Annotated in this window: 14 protein-coding genes; 8 read left to right on the top strand and 6 right to left on the bottom strand. The window is 57.1% G+C overall.

Going from position 1 to position 16,903, the window contains the following annotated elements; all coding sequences use genetic code 11:
• Nucleotides 1–56: 56 nt before the first annotated feature.
• Together LC354_RS14335 and LC354_RS14340 are read right to left on the bottom strand one after the other, a co-directional pair.
• Nucleotides 57–449: a hypothetical protein gene (locus LC354_RS14335; protein ID WP_223424927.1), complete on the bottom strand. Its 393-nt coding sequence runs from the start codon at nucleotides 447–449 to the stop codon at nucleotides 57–59.
• A 372-nt stretch (nucleotides 450–821) separates the two neighbouring features.
• Nucleotides 822–1,844 (bottom strand): zinc transporter ZntB, encoded by a 1,023-nt coding sequence (locus tag LC354_RS14340; RefSeq protein WP_317849325.1) that lies wholly within the window; start codon nucleotides 1,842–1,844, stop codon nucleotides 822–824.
• A 30-nt stretch (nucleotides 1,845–1,874) separates the two neighbouring features.
• Between LC354_RS14340 and LC354_RS14345 the strand changes: the two genes are divergently transcribed.
• The gene (locus LC354_RS14345) at nucleotides 1,875–2,483 is read left to right on the top strand and encodes a hypothetical protein (protein WP_223424929.1); all 609 of its coding nucleotides are present in this window, start codon (nucleotides 1,875–1,877) and stop codon (nucleotides 2,481–2,483) included.
• 567 nt (nucleotides 2,484–3,050) lie between these two features.
• On the opposite strand, the gene bla is transcribed toward LC354_RS14345, so the two are convergent.
• Together bla and LC354_RS14355 are read right to left on the bottom strand one after the other, a co-directional pair.
• Entirely contained in the window at nucleotides 3,051–3,923 is an 873-nt protein-coding gene (bla, locus tag LC354_RS14350) for a class A beta-lactamase (protein ID WP_399203603.1), read from the bottom strand.
• Nucleotides 3,924–4,227: 304 nt separating this feature from the next.
• Nucleotides 4,228–5,178 (bottom strand): calcium-binding protein, encoded by a 951-nt coding sequence (locus tag LC354_RS14355; protein ID WP_223424931.1) that lies wholly within the window; start codon nucleotides 5,176–5,178, stop codon nucleotides 4,228–4,230.
• Nucleotides 5,179–5,580: 402 nt separating this feature from the next.
• On the opposite strand from LC354_RS14355, the gene LC354_RS14360 reads away from it, so the two are divergent.
• The 3 genes from LC354_RS14360 to LC354_RS14370 are packed head-to-tail and all read left to right on the top strand — an operon-like array spanning nucleotide 5,581 to nucleotide 10,343.
• Nucleotides 5,581–7,212 carry a hypothetical protein gene (locus tag LC354_RS14360; protein WP_223424932.1) on the top strand — a complete coding sequence of 544 codons (1,632 nt, stop codon included), beginning with the start codon at nucleotides 5,581–5,583 and terminating at the stop codon, nucleotides 7,210–7,212.
• Between the two features lie 25 nt (nucleotides 7,213–7,237).
• Nucleotides 7,238–8,347 (top strand): phosphatase PAP2 family protein, encoded by a 1,110-nt coding sequence (locus LC354_RS14365; protein ID WP_223424934.1) that lies wholly within the window; start codon nucleotides 7,238–7,240, stop codon nucleotides 8,345–8,347.
• A gap of 1 nt (nucleotide 8,348) precedes the next feature.
• Complete coding sequence (locus LC354_RS14370; protein ID WP_223424936.1) at nucleotides 8,349–10,343, top strand: S8/S53 family peptidase; 1,995 nt, start codon at nucleotides 8,349–8,351, stop codon at nucleotides 10,341–10,343.
• Nucleotides 10,344–10,398: 55 nt separating this feature from the next.
• Here LC354_RS14370 and LC354_RS14375 read toward each other — a convergent pair whose 3' ends face one another.
• Together LC354_RS14375 and LC354_RS14380 are read right to left on the bottom strand one after the other, a co-directional pair.
• Nucleotides 10,399–10,962 carry a DedA family protein gene (locus tag LC354_RS14375; protein ID WP_317849327.1) on the bottom strand — a complete coding sequence of 188 codons (564 nt, stop codon included), beginning with the start codon at nucleotides 10,960–10,962 and terminating at the stop codon, nucleotides 10,399–10,401.
• 97 nt (nucleotides 10,963–11,059) lie between these two features.
• A complete protein-coding gene (locus LC354_RS14380; RefSeq protein ID WP_223424979.1) occupies nucleotides 11,060–12,391 on the bottom strand; it encodes an APC family permease in 1,332 nt (443 codons plus the stop codon).
• Between the two features lie 244 nt (nucleotides 12,392–12,635).
• Between LC354_RS14380 and LC354_RS14385 the strand changes: the two genes are divergently transcribed.
• Genes LC354_RS14385 through LC354_RS14400 form a run of 4 tightly spaced genes read left to right on the top strand, consistent with a single transcriptional unit; the run spans nucleotide 12,636 to nucleotide 16,873 of the window.
• Complete coding sequence (locus tag LC354_RS14385; RefSeq protein ID WP_223424938.1) at nucleotides 12,636–13,715, top strand: MlaE family lipid ABC transporter permease subunit; 1,080 nt, start codon at nucleotides 12,636–12,638, stop codon at nucleotides 13,713–13,715.
• A complete protein-coding gene (locus LC354_RS14390) occupies nucleotides 13,715–14,494 on the top strand; it encodes an ABC transporter ATP-binding protein (protein ID WP_223424940.1) in 780 nt (259 codons plus the stop codon). Before LC354_RS14385 ends, LC354_RS14390 begins: the two co-directional genes overlap by 1 nt.
• A gap of 6 nt (nucleotides 14,495–14,500) precedes the next feature.
• Nucleotides 14,501–16,243, top strand: coding sequence for an MlaD family protein (locus LC354_RS14395; protein ID WP_223424942.1), 1,743 nt, complete (start codon nucleotides 14,501–14,503; stop codon nucleotides 16,241–16,243).
• A gap of 6 nt (nucleotides 16,244–16,249) precedes the next feature.
• Entirely contained in the window at nucleotides 16,250–16,873 is a 624-nt protein-coding gene (locus LC354_RS14400) for an ABC-type transport auxiliary lipoprotein family protein (protein WP_223424944.1), read from the top strand.
• Nucleotides 16,874–16,903: the final 30 nt, after the last annotated feature.

A 16,903-nucleotide genomic window follows, 5' to 3' on the forward strand; every position in this document is an offset into this window, starting at 1 on the left:
TAGCAAAGATGAATCAGAGCCTTCGGAAAACGTCCAGACCCAAACACCCGATTCCCTTATTTCACAACAGATCCTAAGCCTGTGACTTCGGGCGGCAAGACAGGCAAGGCAAATCCGCCCTCTCTGAAGCTGATGGCGAACCTTTCCAGAGACAGTACCAGACTGGACCCAAGCGCGGCGATAGGTCCAATCACAAGAACGATCAGAAAAAGGGTCAGAAGAAACGCAGAGAGCTTTCCACGTCCGTTGAGCCGGGTTTTGAGCCATAGGAAAACAGGATGCGTGGCAACGGTCAGGATGACGGACCAGACAAGGATGCCTGAAAATGGCTGAACGACCAGAAGGCACAGATAGACAAACATAGCCAACGCACCGACCCGAATGGCAATGTGGATCGCAATCTGTTCCGGACTCCGGGCTTGCAACTGATCTTCCCGGTCTTGTGACATGAGGCCTCGGATTCATGATTGGCGGCGGCGGAAACTCCGCACATGCATGCGCAGTTGGGCCCGTTTGTTGCACAAAGCCTCCGCTCAACAGGAACCCCAAACTATTCCAAATTGCAATGGCGAAGACGGCTGACGGCGCGCCGGCAACTGCACCCGCGACACTCCCAACAGGTCCTATTTGGACGAAGCTCATCCGGAAGACATGGACAAGAACACCAGCTTTCAGGTGGCATGAATGCTCGCCACAACGCAACACTCCAAACAAACCGGCGGGTCATGTTTGATTTTGGGCACCGGGTTTCCCAAAATGCATGATTTCAAAGGACTTAGCGGGGTCCGTTTGTTAAATGGCGACCTTCTGCGCCATCAGGTTCAGAACCACTTCAGTCGTTTGAAAATGACGATCTGTGCGACCAACAATCCCAAAAGCACTCCGCAAAAAACAAAAAAACCGCTGGAGTTGTTTGTGCCGGGTATTCCGCCGACATTTATGCCGAAGAGACCTGTCACAAATCCGAACGGCAGGAAAATACCCGAGATCAGCGCCAGAATGTAGAGGGTTCGATTGGCCGATTCCGCCAATTGATTGGAGATTTCGTCCTTCAGGACGATCGCCTGTTCACGGGCTGAATCGATTTCCTCAATATAATTCACCGTCCGGTCAGCAGATTCGCGAAGCCGTTGTTTATTGGCGTCATCGAACCATTCAGGGGGATGTGCGAGAAAGCTGCCAAGCGCCTCGCGTTGCGGCGCGATGTAACGGCGCAGGTCGGCAAGCTTGCGCCGCATGTCAGAAACTTCGCGGCGCAATTCCGGACTGCTTTCCGTCTCCAACCTGACTTCGATGGCATCGAGGTCACCTTCAAGGGTTTCAACCGTCAGTCCAATGCGTTCGGTCAGCCGGGCGATCAACCGCTCATAAAGTTCCGCGATGGTTTTCGGGCCGTTACGGGTGTCCATCAGACGAGATTGAATATCCAGAGGCGTTTTCAGCTTTTCGTCCCACAAGGTAATCAGCCGCTTGCCATCCGACCACATCCTGAGTGCCACCATGTCTTCTTCTTCAGCGCCCGGATTGGTGTTCACGCCGCGCAATATTGTCACAAAGCCATATTGTCCGTGAAAGGCGCGTGGACGGCTGTCATGCGTGAGCAAGGCCTCGATTGTGACTTCGCTCAGTCCGCTACGCTCCATGAGCCATGATCGTACGCGCGGAGCGTCCTTGTTCAGATGCACCCAGAGGCCGTGATGACTTTCGCTCCATGCTTCCACGTCCGGCCAGCTTTTTGCCGTGGCTGATCCATCCCCGTTGATGCAACATGCAAATTGCATCCCATCGGTATCAGGTGGCTCAGTAGGCTGTTGTCGCATAACTCGTCCCCGCTTCGGCTTCATCTCATTCGAACCAAAGTTTACAGGGAAAACATGGCTTTTGCCTATGGGGTGCAAGTCCGGTTACTTCCCATGTCAGTTCAGCAAAAACGCCGGACTTGGGACGACATTGCGATGCGGCAAACGAATGGCGGAGGATTTGCGCCCAAAATCGGTGCGAACGAACAGATCGCCCAGTTCACTTTTTATGCACTGCAAACCGTGACGGGCATCTTCGCTTGTATTGCGAGCAGGACGATGTTGATCGAGCTCTGCGCGGTGGCGATGCGCTTCATCTCGACGGTATCCGGCCTGATGCGCCGCAACGCAGTCGCCATTGCTGATCCACATAAACGCACCGGGACGCTTTTCCAGCATACAGGGAAAGTCCTCCGCTCCCATGTTGGGTGTTACGTTTCCGCCGACTGCGTCCGGCCGCACCATGCCAGACGCCACTTGGATCGCAATATCTCTTCGTGTCGCATCATTATGCGGCACCGGCAGGTCGTATATTTAGTCCAGTTCAATCTCGGCCCCGTCATCGCCGTCACGCCCGCACAGATTTCAAACATCCGGACTTTGCCCAGCTTGCGCGCTTCCCGGGAAAGGCTGCGCAACGTGCCTCTGATCCGAGCGATTTCAACAATCACATTATCCACGTAAATTTGTGTAATTGATACAAGGTGCTGTGCGGATGTTTTCACGTTGCGCATCAGGATTGTCTGGAAACCTTGAATGAACTGCGCCACCGCGATGGCAGGGTCGGTGCCTTGATTGAAAAGGCCGCGTGCTATCCTTTGTCGGCAATCTGCAAGTCAAACAAATCAGCCGATCCCATGATGACATCTGCGCATGTTGCAAATTGACCGATCGGCCGCCTCGGAGAACGGTGAAGCGCAAAGATGGATTGAATGCCAAAGCGATCCATCAGACGGTCTGCGACCAGGCCGATTGTTCTGTGGACATTGAATGTGAGATCGGGATGGGCAGAAAAGTAGCGTCGGCATGAGACAAGCTCGGGCACTGCTGCGTCGAAACGTTAAGATACGTTTGTTTTACTTATATAAACATTAGTTTACAAGTCGTTCTTAAAGCATTGATTGAAGTGTGTGGAATGGGTCCGCGCGATGTCTATGGCCGGGCATAAGTATGAACAATGATGCACCATTCTCTCTGGCGTTAACGATCCGTTGGCAGAACAAGGTCAAACCGTCGGGCTGCGCTCGCAAACTATTCGTTACCGACCTTTGCAACGATTGCCGCGCCAACCCGGAACACTGCTGCATTGCGATGGCTGAAACTGGCGTCGGTTTCGGTGATGAACAGGGCAACGGTTATTGGCTCTCTACCTGGCGGATAGAGGACCGCGACGATGGAACGCGACCCATAGCCTCCTGCACCGGTGCGATCATCAATCGACCAGCCGGGCGGGAGCGCGGCGCGAAACAGATCATCCGCAACGCTGTGTGCCGAAAGCCAGTCTCGCAAGGTGGAACGCGATGTGGCCGACAGAGCGTCTCCCAAGATCAATTTCTCAAGAGACCGTGCCATCGCCTGCGGTGTTGTCGTGTCCCGTGGATCGCCGGGTCTTGCTTCGTTCAGTGCGGTTTCCCATCGGTCCAGCCGCGTAACCTGATCGCCGATGGACCGCAGAAAAGTCGTCAGGCCATCCGGGCCACCGATCTCTGACAAGACAATGTTTGCCGCAGTGTTGTCGCTGACCGAAAGTGCCATGCGGCAGGCCTCATCGAAGGAGATTTCCTGATGACCTGCGCCAATATAGGCTTCGACAGCTGGTGAATAACTCACAATCTCAAAGTCCTGCAAGGGGACGGTGGCGTCCAAATTCGTCTCACCCGCATCCGCTTTCGCCAAAAGTGCTCCGCATGCCAGAACCTTGAAGGTGCTGTTGAGAGGAAATCGATCCGCGCCCGCGTAAGTGATTATTTCGCCGGTTTGCATGTCATGCATGTAGAATCCCACACGCGCGACCAGATCACGCTCAATACCGCCTATTGCCTCCAAAATCGTCTCAGCGTGCGCGCTGGTCAAAGCGGTTATGACCATGCAGGTCGTGATGAACGCCGACCTCAGGACTGTCACGACGCACCTCCGTCACTCACCATCGATCCCAGAAGGAATGGACCTGCAAACTGAGGGTAGGAGGGTAGGGGCAGGCGATCAAGACAACATCTCTGCGGACTTGTGCGTGAGAGAGTTAGGTAAGCGCAATTTGGAAGAAGTTCTGGGTTTTCTCGACACGAGAGTTCAAGCAAAGGCGAAATTGTTGCACTGGTGTTTGAAGCAACGGTTGACGTCGGCCACCACCGATCAAGGTTTCGTTGCCAAAGCTATGCACGACGCTCGCCCGTGCCTGCCGGGACACGGGCGGTGTCGCTCCACTGTCTTAGATGATCTGAGAATCGTCGATCGTCGTCGTGTTCTGAAGGATGATCGTCAGGTCACTGCCCTGATAGACCAGATCGTCGCCGACCTGTTTGAAATCGTCGGCGCTGAGTTCGAAGTTGCCCCGCGTGGAATAGTAGTCAATGCGGTCACCGGCCTCGAAATCCGTGATAATGGCAGTGTTATCCTGAAAAAACGGTGCGGCAATCTCGAACGTGTCGTTGCCGCGGCCACCTGTCATGACGTCGGTGCCACTGGAGAAAAGGAACGTATCGTTCCCACTGCCACCATCGATTGTGTCGTCGCCATGACCGCCCAGGAGCCGGTCATTGCCGCCCCCTCCTGAGATATAGTCGTCACCATCCTCACCGACCAAGGCGTCGCGTCCAGATCCTCCATAAATGACATCGTTGCCATCACCGGCATAGATGGCGTCACGCCCTCCATTGCCTTGAATGAAGTTGTCATGAAACGAGCCATATATCGTGTCATTGCCGCTTCCTGCGTAGACATCTTCGATGGAAATGGCGCTTTCGGTGATGCCCTGGGCCACGTTTTCGACATAACCATCAGCCAGATGGAACGTCCAACCGCCTGTCGTACTGCCAAAATTCAGCAAATCGTCGCCACCGCCCCCGTCATAGCTGTCGACGCCGTGCCCGTGCAGGAACACGTCATCGCCATTACCGCCGTACATGACATCGTTGCCGCGACCACCATCGAGGATGTCATCGCCCGTGCCGCCATACAGGAAATCGTGTCCGCGGCCGCCATCAAGGTTGTCGCGGCCGGATTGGCCGTGGAGCGCATCGTTGCCGGACCCGCCGAACAGATAATCGTTGCCGCCGCCGCCAACCAGCAGATCTTTGCCGCCATAACCGTACATGATGTCGACGCCGCTGCCGCCGCCGTTCCAATCAACGCCTGAAGTGCCATAAAAATAGGTAGCCATCTTGAAAACTCCTTTGATGCAAACAATTCCCGCACCGGATGTCGATGCGGATAATCACATGCTGCGCCAACAGGTGTCAGGCTTGCGTCAGGCTAAAACGGCGGACAGGGCAGGTGGCGTCTGACCGGCGATTGTGACCTGTTTCGTAATAGAAATTGACCTCTGCCCAAGCCGTTGAAACGTTCCATCGGGGACAAACCGTCAGGTCGAGCCTGACGCTGTTCTGATGCACCGCATTGTATGAGACGCGTACCCCAACGCAGCAGGACCAAAATGACGAAAGACATCACCCGATCTGCCTTACTTGTCTCAGACCTGTTTCTGCCGCATGCTTTCATGGATGTGAAGGAAGCTGCGCCCGAGGGGCCTATGGCGACCGCACGATCAGAGCGGAACCAATTTATGTCAGACAGACAAATTGCCCGGATCGAGATCAAGTTGTTTGGTGCGCCCCGTGTCCGCGTGACAGGCGCGCACGTCTTTGATGTGACCGGCCCGCGCAATCTGGCCCTGATCGCCTTGCTTTCCAAATCTGCGGGTATGACCTGCAGTCGCGCAACACTGGTGGATATGCTTTGGACGGATAGTACGCCCGATCGGGGCCGCGCCAACCTGCGCCAATTGATGCACGCATTGCGTGGAACGCTTGGGGGCAGTTATCAGGACTTGTTTGCGATCACGCGCGATACGATTGCGTTGAAACCCGACGTCGTGGAATTCACCAATACGGCTGCGGATGGTATTTTCCTCGAAGGTCTGGACCTGCGGCAAGAAGGGTTTGAGGACTGGCTGCGCGATCAGCGCCTTGAGCAACCAGAACCCATTCTCAATGGGCAGGCCCTTCGCCAAGAGTCGGGTGTTCTGCCCCGTATCATGGTCATTCCATTTGCAGAAACCGGGATGAATGTCGCCGGCGGATTGGGCGACGCGCTTGCCCACGAATTGACAGGGCAGTTTGCCCGGTCGCAATTGATCGATGCGATCTCTCATTTCTCAAGCCAAACGGCGGTAAAGGGTCTTCACATCGATCTCAATTGCGACTTTGCGCTTACAGGGCAAATTCGAATGACACAGGATGCACTGGTGGTCGATGCATCCTTGTTGGAGCTGCCGACGAACCGGGTGTTGTGGTCGGATCGGTATAAGGCCCGCCTGCAGGATTTTCTGGCCGGTGAAGACGATCTGGCCAACCGGATGGCGGGGCAGGCACTCAGGGTCATCATGTCGGGCGCGGTTGGTAAAACATCGTCGCGGCCATTGCCGGAGGTGGCGGCGCATACGTTGATGGTCTCCGCCGTGTCATTGATGCACGCCTTCGAGCGCAACCACTTTCAACGCGCCCACGGCCAGTTGCTGGAGGTGATCAACCGCTGCCCCGAACACTCTGTCCCGCGGGCATGGCTCGCCCAGTGGCACCTTTTGCGGGTCTTTCAAAAGTGGAGCGACGACACGGCCGAAGACAACAGGTGCGCGCAGGACGCGATCAAGAACGCGCTCGATCTCAATGCCGACTGCCCACTCTCACTGTCGATCGACGGCAATATCCGCACGATCTTCGACGCTGACTTCAAGACTGCGCAGCACCGGTTTGCCGCGGCGCATGCAATCAATCCGTCCAGTGCCTTCAGCACACAACTCAGCGCGGTTTTGGCAACGTTCCTGGGTCAGGGTCAGAACGCCGTCGATCTGACAGATCGTGCCTTTGTCCTGTCCCCGCGTGATCCACGGCGCCCGTTCTTTCTGACGCTCGCTGCTGGCAGCTACGTCGCCGGAGGGCGCTACGCCGAGGCAGTCAAAATGGCCGAAACATCCCTACGCCACAATCCCTTGCACCTGTCCGCGCATCGGTGCCGTGTGATCGGCCTGCAATTGGCGGGCCGCGAGGATGATGCCCGCAAGGCCGCCCGTGAACTTGTCCGCCTGGACCCCAAATTGCGCGTGTCCACCTATCAACGCGACCATCCGGCAGCGCAAACTGACGTCATCAAGACCTGGGCGAATGCTCTCAAAGACGCCGGTGTTCCGGTGAACTGAAATTTTCAAAACGCGAGGTTTTTTCATGCCAATTTTACAGTCCCTCCAGTCATTACAATCCCTGCAATCGCTCCAATCCCTCCAGTCACTTCAATCCTTGCAGTCCTTGCAATCCCTCGGCGCAGCGCGTGCCAGCCCGGCGGGTCAAATCATGGCCAAGGACGGCATTTCCGGCATCTGGCAAGACGTGACCGCTCCGCAACCTCGCGATTTCGGAGCACCGTCCAATTTTCGGGCATGGGGTGGCCAAAGCCAGCAGATGATCCTGGCCAATGAAATCCTGTCCCGCATCACTTATGGCGCGGACCTAGACAGCCAAACCTGTACGATCTATGCGCTGGAAATCATTGACCCGTCAGACACGTCTCCAAGCGTGGCAATCAACGCACTCGCCCATTTCAGCGCACCAAGCCCGGACGATTTCGTCTTGCAGGCACGTTTGGTCCACGATTACGCCGATCTGCGTATCGACCGCGTCGCTGAAATCACGGACCAGACCGCTGGAGTTATCGGCTATTTCGCGCCCTTGCTCCCTTTGCAACCCGGCCAAATGCCCCGAACGATGGCGTTGATCCAGCTCGCGATGGATTGCGCAGGGCACGTGGCGCAACACGTAAAACACGCACTTGCCTGTCGCAGACCAGATGCTGTATCGGCGCAGATCCAGCCGATCATTCCGACACCGAGCCACGCGAGCCTGCCCAGCGGTCACGCCACCGAAGCCTTTGCCGTCGCCGAAACCCTGCGCCAATTGATCCCCGAAAGCCGCAAGACGGCTGGCGTCGACAGTCAACTGATTCAAATGGCCGCTCGCATTGCCGCCAATCGCACGGTCGCCGGCGTACATTTCCCCGTGGACAGTTTCGCCGGGGCGATGCTTGGGTTTTGTATCGCGGATGTTCTTGCTGCGCGGTCCGGCCAGGCAACCGGCATTGCGCCTGTCCGGTTTAACGGGGCAGGGGCAGGCAATATCGACTTCTTCACTTCGCAGGTCTGGCATGATGGCACCCGGCAAACCGTTGTGACGGACGACGGCGCCACGCTGGTGGAAAGCCTGCCCGGAACGGTGACGACAGACATGTCAGCTTTGCTGCGGCACGTCTGGACCGAAGCCGCGGCAGAATGGGATCAATAGGATGGTCTATTCCTGGAATGCACCTGCGCCCGACGACTCGTTTCACCCAAGGCTCGATCCGATCAGCGCGTGGCTTTTTTCGCGCCAAAGCGCGTTTCTTCAATCGGGCGAAGCCGACACTGATGCGGGAATGCTTTATGCCATGACAATTGACGCGGCAGGGTTTGATCCGAGCGATCAGGATTCGTTTCGCGCGCTTTCGATACCAAACCCGGTCAACCGGCCTGATATATTTGGGCACCCTTTCAGCTTGGACGAAATGGAACCGTCACTTGGAGCACAATTCTCCAACGGGATTAAGGACGTGCAGGTCACGGTGGTGCCGCTGCCAAACGGCGGTCCAAGGTCCGCAGACATCTTGCGCACGGCCGGTGACCTTGGTTCGCCCGACACCACACAACCTGATGTGCCAATGTCGGCTCCGACCGCCATCATCGGGATCATTGATCACGGGATCAACATTTTTCACCATCGCTTTCGTCGCGGCGCCACTGGCAGTCGTATCCTATCTGCCTGGATGCAAGGTGCGCGACGGCTGGAAGACGGTCGCATCCGTTTTGGTCGGGAATGGACACAGGCCGAGATCGAAGCGGCGCAAGACGCCGCAGGATCCGATGAAGATGCGCTTTTGCGCCAGATAGGTGTCGACTTTGCCCAACCGGGGTACCGTCCCCTTGGGTTTCGGAGCAGCCACGGGACTCACGTGCTTGATCTGGCAGCAGGCCTTGACCCAACAGACGCCGCAGGTTCGAATTTTCCCATCATCGCGGTGACATTACCGCCCGAAGTGACACGTGAGACGTCAGGCTCGATGTTGGCGGTCCCGTTCGCGCTGGGTCTTGAGTACATCGCCGATCGGGCGCGGCGCTTCATGACGTTTCACGGTATAACAGTGCCGGTCTACGTGAATTTCAGTTTCGGTCTGTCGGGTGGACCACGCGCGGGTTTGCATCGGCTGGAGCAGACCATTTCACGCGTTTGCGCCAATCACACGGACGAATCCGGCGGCGCGTTGACGGTGGTTACCGCCGCAGGCAACAACAATCTCGCGCGCGGCCACGCTGCGGCTCCACCGGATGCGGACGGCATCGACCTGCGTTGGCAATTGCAACCCGGTGATCCAAGCGCGAACTTCCTGGAAATACGGTTGGAAATGCCAGATGCGTCGGATGATGAGCCCTCCGCGTTTTCACTGACGCTCACACCACCCGGCAGCACGCCGTTGCCGGGCCTTGAATTGACAGGTGCAGCCGATCGCGACCAGGCCACCGTTCAATTCCTGCAACGCCACGGCGCGAATATCGGCCAGGTGTCGATCTGGCAGAACCCCAACAACATCACCGTCATCACGCTGGCCATTGACGCCACTGATCCGGGGGCCGACAACCGGACCGTCGCACCCGCCGGGGAATGGCAGGTCTCGCTGACGAGCAATTCCACCACACCAAGTCGCATTGACGCATGGATCTTGCGCGACGATGTGCCTGGTGGATTTCGCGATACGGGCAGACAGAGTTATTTCATCGATCCCGCATACGCAGAGCGCGACCTGCGTGGATTTGTGCAGGCCGAGGACCCGCCCGATGGAACCGGCCAGATCCGTCGCGCGGGCACGCTGAACGCAATTGCCACTGGGGTATCGGACGCAACACTGGAAGCCCCGGACGACGCAGTCTGTTGGGTCGTGGGCGGGTACACGTCGCCAGTGCAAGCGGCATCTTACAGCGCAACTGCACTGGACGCTTTGGGCGAGAAAACCAATATCAGCGCGCGCAGTGATTGCAGCCCCGTTCGCTTTGGTGTCAAAGCTGCAGGCACCCGATCGGGCACGCGTGTTTCGATCAGCGGGACAAGCGTTGCCGCACCGCAAGTGGTACGGTATTTTGCGATGGGCGATGGCCAGATGATGCCGAATGCCGGATCGGCACGTTTGGGCGATCATGTGCTGATCTCTGACAGTGCGAGGCTTTGCGGCGAGAGGGATAATCAGAACTGATACGTTCCGGGTGTTACATCTGCCGAAAACAGTCAGGTGTACACACGCGCCGCCGTTAACCGCGTTTGGTTCGGAAATGGTTTCCGATGGCACGCAACAAAACAGCGAGAAGCACAAGACCCGCCGCGATCAATACATATTCGGTATGCAGCACCTTCCCGAATGCACGATCAATAATCTGGCCAACTGCACCCCCGACCAGTGTGTAGGCTACCCCCCAAATAAAGGCAGACACGAGCGCACGCACTGCAAACTGAAGCGCGCCAATCCGGGTTTGGGCAAGCGCTATGGGCCCCACAATCCGCATTCCGGGTATGAACTGAAAGATGGACGCGAAGCGCGCGGGATGTTTGTTGAGTTTGTGCAATAGCTTGGTCAGTCGCTTGTTGTCCAAAATCGACTGGACCCGCGCATGCCCGCTATACCGTCGTCCCAGAAGAAACACTGAGATATTTGAGAGGATCGCCCCGCAGATCGCGGCCCCTGCAACCTGCCAGGGTTTCAGCAGGCCGTGATGCGCCATGATCCCACCGGTGATGGCGACGGTTTCGCCCTCGACAAAGCTTCCGAGAAATACAGCGACAAGGCCGTAGTTGGATATCCAACTTTCTATGCTAATTTTGCAGCTCCGTTTCCCTGACGCTTGCCTCCGAGATTATGCACCGAACGCCTGTACTACAACCGTTCGGGCAGGTCTTTGAGACGCTGGATATTCCTTAAACCTTTCGGCTTCGGTTGGAGAATATCTTGCGACCCGTGGCGGCCCTGTAAGCCATCTCAATCAGCACGGCCGCCACGATCATCCCAGCGAGAATCCACAGGTGATTGCGCGTTGCCGGGTTTTCAGCAACCTTCCAGCACAGGGCGATCAAGGCGCCGCCTGTGCTGACAGCCGCAAGACCCGATATCCAGGCCTGCGCCCCTGTCTCTGCGGCCAGACGAACGCCGGCGATGTTGACGAAGAGGAACAGGATCAGAAATCCGGCACTCCCCATCGTGGCGATTGCCGCAAGAGGTACGAAATTGGCGACGACCAATGCCAGCGCAGCACAGATAATCGCTCCTTCGGAGTGTTCATTGCGGATGCTGCGCTCAAGTTCCTTGGGTAATTCACCGGTCTTGGCGATGACATACGCCAACCGTCCGGTGCTGTAAAACGTTGCATTGATGGCGGAACTCGTGGCCATAAGGGCTGCCACGACAATGGCCAGATATCCTGTTATCCCAAGAATTTCGCGACCTGCGGCAGACAGGGCCGTTGCCTTATGCGCATCGATCTGGGCAAGGGTCATGTGCCCCAATACCACCGCCGTTATCAGCACATAGAGAACAATGACTATCAGCACGCCGCCAATATAGGCGATGGGCAGGGATCGTCGCGGGTTGGCCACGTCTTTGGAGGCATTCGCGATAAGTTCGAACCCCTCGTAGTTCAGGAAGATCAGCATGCTTCCAGCAATCAACGCGACAGGCGTGACAGACCCGACAGGATCCAGACGTGACCAGTCCATAGGAGTCATCAGGCCCGCTATGATGAAGCCGACAAGAAGAAGTAACTTGATGATGTTGAAAATGTTCTCCGACTTGATGACGAGTTTTGCCGCAAGCACGTTAAGCGCCACAAGGCCAATAATCACACCACTGATCAGGGCGTGCCGTAGTATGTCCTGCGGCACATCCGGGAACAAATCCGCGCCATAACTACCGAAAGCAAATGCATAGACCGCCAGCAAGACCACGTAGCTGAGCAAGAGCAAGATGTTGACCGACCCGGTAAATACGCCGGTTCCGAACGCGCGGCTCAGGAAATCGACGGTGCCGCCCTCACCGGGATAGGTCAGGGTTAGCTTGAGATAGGAGTAGCTGGTCAACAGCGCCACAATCCCGGCGATGACAAAGGCAAGGGGCGCCGCCTGTCTGGTCAGTTCAATCGTCAGTCCTGTAACGGCAAAAATGCCACCGCCGACCATGCCGCCGATTCCGATAGAGAGCGTCGACAGTGTTCCGAGCTTTTTTGTTTGCGGCGATTTTACCGTGCGATGGGTCACGTCTGGCAAACGATCACTTCTTCTTCCCTTGTCCGTAAAGTGTGGTCAATCAAGCGCTCCATTTCATTCCACCGAAGGCTTCCCTCGTGTTCAATCCAATGGAAAGGCACCGTCACGTGCGAAATCACGCAAGTCAAGCGGCGGTTATAAGCGCGATCCTGAGCGGCAGTCAGAGCCAAGGCTTCGATGAGGAATGATGATATACGTGGTTCTCATCTGATTGAGGTCGGACTATGGTGCGTCAATGGATGTGCATCTCTCAGGTCGACTGGCTGTCGCGAGGCTCGAAGAACTTCGGGCGCAGATTTCGGCGGCTATGAAAGAACCTGATGTTGTACTGGATTTATCCGCAGTTGATTACATGGATACTGCCGGAGCGTGGCTTGTCATTGACATGCAAACCGCGATTCAAGAGCGTGGCGGGCGGTGTAATATTTCCGGGACGTCCAAAGTTCATGATGAGTTGCTGGAAGTCGTCCGTCAGAGCATTCCCCAGAAAGATGATACCGCAAAGCCGAAGGACGGATTTCTTGACTGGGTGGAGACGATTGGCAGAAAAACCTGGAGTGGTGTCAACGCATTGATCGAGATCCTCGGCTTTCTTGGGTTGGTGGTGGCGCGGCTTGGAACCGTGATAATCCATCCCCGACGGCTGCGCCTGACCTCGGTCGTTCACCATTTGCAGGAAATCGGGCTCAATGCCGTTCCCATCGTGTCTTTGATGGCTTTTCTGATTGGCGTGGTCATGGCGTTTCAAGGCGCGGTCCAACTGCGTCAATTCGGGGCCGAGGTGTTTGTGGTCGACCTGATCGCCATATCGGTACTGCGCGAACTGGGCATCCTTTTGACTGCGATCATCGTTGCCGGCAGGTCCGGTGCGGCGTTTACGGCGGCGATCGGGTCGATGAAGATGCGCGAAGAGATCGACGCGATGCAGACGCTGGGACTTGACCCGATCGAGGTACTGGTCCTGCCGCGCCTGCTGGCGCTTATCATCGCACTGCCCTTGCTGGGGTTCGTGGCGGATGTCATGGGCCTGCTGGGTGGCGCGATGATGGCCTGGATTGAACTGGATGTGTCGCCCGGCATGTTTCGGACCCGGCTCTACGATTCGGTCGATGTGTGGCATTACGCCGTCGGCCTGATCAAGGCGCCGTTCTTTGCGATCATCATCGGGATCGTCGGCTGCTATGAAGGCATGAAAGTCGGAGGCGATGCGGCTTCGCTTGGACGGTTGACGTCGACCTCGGTGGTTTTGTCGATTTTCCTTGTCATTGTGGCGGATGCCATGTTTTCGGTCTTTTTCGCGGTCATCGGGGTCTGATGGCAAATCAGGGCGACGCCATCATTCAAGTCCGCGGATTGCGCACCCAGTTTGGCGATCATGTCGTGCATGACGGTCTGGATCTTGATGTCAACTGCGGCGAAGTACTGGGGGTCGTTGGCGGCTCCGGGACGGGGAAGTCGGTTCTGCTGCGCGCGATTGTCGGTCTGGTGCAACCAAAAGCCGGTAGCGTCAACGTCTTCGGCACCGACATGCTGCATACCTCGGACGAAAAACGCCAGCAGATCGAGCGACGCTGGGGCGTCATGTTTCAGGACGGAGCGTTGTTTTCGTCGTTGACGGTCCGAGAGAATGTCGAGGTACCGATGCGCGAACAAACGGACCTGTCGGCAAGAACGCGACGGGCTTTAGCGGAACTCAAGATATCGATGGTCGGTCTGCCGCCGAATGCCTGCGACAAATACCCCTCCGAGCTGTCGGGCGGGATGCGCAAACGCGCCGGACTGGCAAGGGCCCTTGCGCTTGACCCCGAAATCGTCTTTCTGGACGAACCCACCGCCGGGCTCGACCCGATTGGCGCGTCGGCCTTCGATGCCCTGATCAAGAAGCTGCAGACAACGCTGGGACTGACCGTCTTCTTGGTGACCCATGACTTGGATACATTGCACGCGATCTGCGACCGGATTGCCGTATTGGCCGAAAAGAGGGTCTTTGTCACCGGGACGATGAAGGACATGTTGAAAGTCGATCAACCTTGGGTGCACGAGTACTTTCACGGACCCAGAGCTCGGGCGGCTGGAATCGGAACTGAGGACTGATATTGAATGGAGACCAAGGCCAACTTCGTACTGATCGGCGCTGTGACGCTTCTGGGCATATTGGGTCTTCTGGGTCTTCTTGTCTGGTTCGCCAAAGTCGAGATCGATCGTCAGTATGCGTGGTATGAGGTGTTGTTCGAAAGCGTCTCGGGCTTGGGCATGGCGGGAGATGTGCGCTACAACGGGTTGTCCGTTGGTCAGATCATCGCACTGGATCTTGATGCGGACGATCCCAGCAAGGTGCGCGTCCGGATCGAGGTTGCGGCAGGCACGCCGATAAAGACCGACACGACCGCGCAACTGAATTCACAGGGTGTCACCGGCGTCGCTTATGTATCGCTGACCGGCGGCAGCCCGGAGGCGCCGCTTTTGCGCGATGCCACCGATCCGACGGAAATCCCGGTGATCCGGTCGCAACGTTCGGCAATACAGGCCCTGACCGAGGACGCCCCCGATATGGTGGCAGAAGCGGTGGAGGCGATCCGGGAAATCCGAAGTTTCCTGGGCGCCGAGAACCGGATTTTGGTATCCAATATTCTGCAAAATATTGAAAGTGCTTCCGGGAACCTGCAAGGCGCGCTTGCCGATTTTTCCGATATTTCCCGCACCGTGTCCGACGGGACGGCCGAGATATCGAGATTCACCGGGCGACTGGATGATATCGGTTCAACGGTACAAACCTCACTTTTGAAAATCAACGAAACGCTCGACGTGGCCAAAATCGCGATTGCGGAGATTGAACCGACCCTGAAATCAGCGAGCGGAGCGTTCACGGCAGCGAAAAAGACCATCGGCGACGTCGACCGTTTTGTCGAAACGCGCGTGCCCACGATCGCGGATGAGTTGTCTTCTGCGATCGTGTCCATCGAAACGGCAACACTAGACCTGCGCGCCCAGCTGGACACGGTATTGGGGCAATTCGGCAGCACGAACGAGGTGGCAACGCAACGTTTCATCGAGCTTGAGGCAACCCTTGCCACCCTCGATGCGACCCTTGCGAGCGCACAGACGTCGCTCGCCGCCGTCGAAAGCGCCTCTGTCACCTTCGAGGGACTGGTGGACGGCGAAGGAACGGCGCTTGTGCTGGATGCCCGCGCGACGCTTCGATCCGTGCAAGGCGCCATCGCTGAAATGGACAGGATGTTGCAAGAGGACGTCCCCGCCATCGTGACGGATATCCGTGAGGCTGTCGCATCCGCCACGACAGTCGTCGATCAGGTTTCGACCGACGTCACCGCCTTTACCAAGCGGCTCGAACCGCTGGTGGCGACCGGCGAAGCGACGTTGAACGCCGCGACACAGACTCTTCAAAACGCCAATCGGACCTTTGCCAATCTGGATCAGGCCCTGACAACGACAGAGGAAACACTGAACGTCGCGCGCAGCACATTCGGACAGGCAGAAACGATCATCGCTACGGATTTGGGGCCCGCCATCACTGATGTTCGCACCGCCGCTGGCCAATTCGAGACGACGATGGCCACCTTGTCGGAAGATCTGCCCGCGATCACCGCCGATCTGCGCAGGGTCATGGCACAGTCGATGGACGTCATTCAGAACATCGACAACACGGTCGCAACCACCGCACCGCCGATCCAAGCCTTTGCGCAGACCGGATTGCCGGAATTCACCAAATTCGCACGCGAAGCACAGCAGTTGGTCTATCGTTTGGAACAATTGGCCAAAAAGATGGAACGCGATCCGGCGCGGTTCTTTTTCGGCAACAACGTGCCAGAATTCAGGAGATAAACGATCATGACAATACGCGTCGCGCTGCGTTTGGCTATGTTGATGCTGGGTCTGACGGTCTTGGCCGGGTGCTCTGCCATTTCGAGTATTCAGTCCGCGTCCACGCCGCTGAACACCTACGAGCTCAGTCCGTTGCCCGCGGGCACAGTGCCAGCGGCGCGGGGGCAACGCCATCTGGAGGTTGCCTTACCGACCGCCACGGGCGCCTTGACGAGCGATCGCATCGTGATCAAGCCAACGCCATTGCAAGTTCAATCGCTGCCGGATGCCCGCTGGGTCAATGAAACGATCGACCATGTTCAGCTGCTTCTGGTGCGTTCACTGGCCAATTCCGGACGGTTCGCTCTGGTCACCGCTGCGGGGACCGGACCTGCGCCGGATTATGTTCTTCTAACGGATTTGCTGGCCTTTCAGGCCGAGGTCGTCGGCGACGGTTTGACCGTTGTCATCCAAACGCGCATGACCGTGCTGAGCGATACCGACGGCAGGGTCATCTCCTCGCGCAGTTTCAGCACATCCAGACCCGCGGCCGATTCATCAGCGGACCAGGTCGCTTCCGCCTTTGATGACGCCATGACGCAGCAGCTGACGGAAGTAATCACCTGGTTGGTGGGAATTCGCGGCGTTTGAGCGCGCTCCCGCAAATTTGACTGGCATGAT

Origin of the sequence: Tateyamaria pelophila (assembly GCF_019966495.1) — a bacterium.
Classification (GTDB): Bacteria; Pseudomonadota; Alphaproteobacteria; order Rhodobacterales; family Rhodobacteraceae; genus Tateyamaria; species Tateyamaria pelophila.

Excerpts from the sequence above, each read along its gene's own strand:
- LC354_RS14335 (WP_223424927.1), bottom strand. The coding sequence starts at position 449 with ATGTCACAAGACCGGGAAGATCAGTTGCAAGCCCGGAGTCCGGAACAG.
- LC354_RS14340 (WP_317849325.1), bottom strand. The coding sequence starts at position 1,844 with ATGAAGCCGAAGCGGGGACGAGTTATGCGACAACAGCCTACTGAGCCA.
- LC354_RS14345 (WP_223424929.1), top strand. The coding sequence starts at position 1,875 with ATGGCTTTTGCCTATGGGGTGCAAGTCCGGTTACTTCCCATGTCAGTT.
- LC354_RS14355 (WP_223424931.1), bottom strand. The coding sequence starts at position 5,178 with ATGGCTACCTATTTTTATGGCACTTCAGGCGTTGATTGGAACGGCGGC.
- LC354_RS14360 (WP_223424932.1), top strand. The coding sequence starts at position 5,581 with ATGTCAGACAGACAAATTGCCCGGATCGAGATCAAGTTGTTTGGTGCG.
- LC354_RS14365 (WP_223424934.1), top strand. The coding sequence starts at position 7,238 with ATGCCAATTTTACAGTCCCTCCAGTCATTACAATCCCTGCAATCGCTC.
- LC354_RS14370 (WP_223424936.1), top strand. The coding sequence starts at position 8,349 with ATGGTCTATTCCTGGAATGCACCTGCGCCCGACGACTCGTTTCACCCA.
- LC354_RS14385 (WP_223424938.1), top strand. The coding sequence starts at position 12,636 with ATGGATGTGCATCTCTCAGGTCGACTGGCTGTCGCGAGGCTCGAAGAA.
- LC354_RS14390 (WP_223424940.1), top strand. The coding sequence starts at position 13,715 with ATGGCAAATCAGGGCGACGCCATCATTCAAGTCCGCGGATTGCGCACC.
- LC354_RS14395 (WP_223424942.1), top strand. The coding sequence starts at position 14,501 with ATGGAGACCAAGGCCAACTTCGTACTGATCGGCGCTGTGACGCTTCTG.
- LC354_RS14400 (WP_223424944.1), top strand. The coding sequence starts at position 16,250 with ATGACAATACGCGTCGCGCTGCGTTTGGCTATGTTGATGCTGGGTCTG.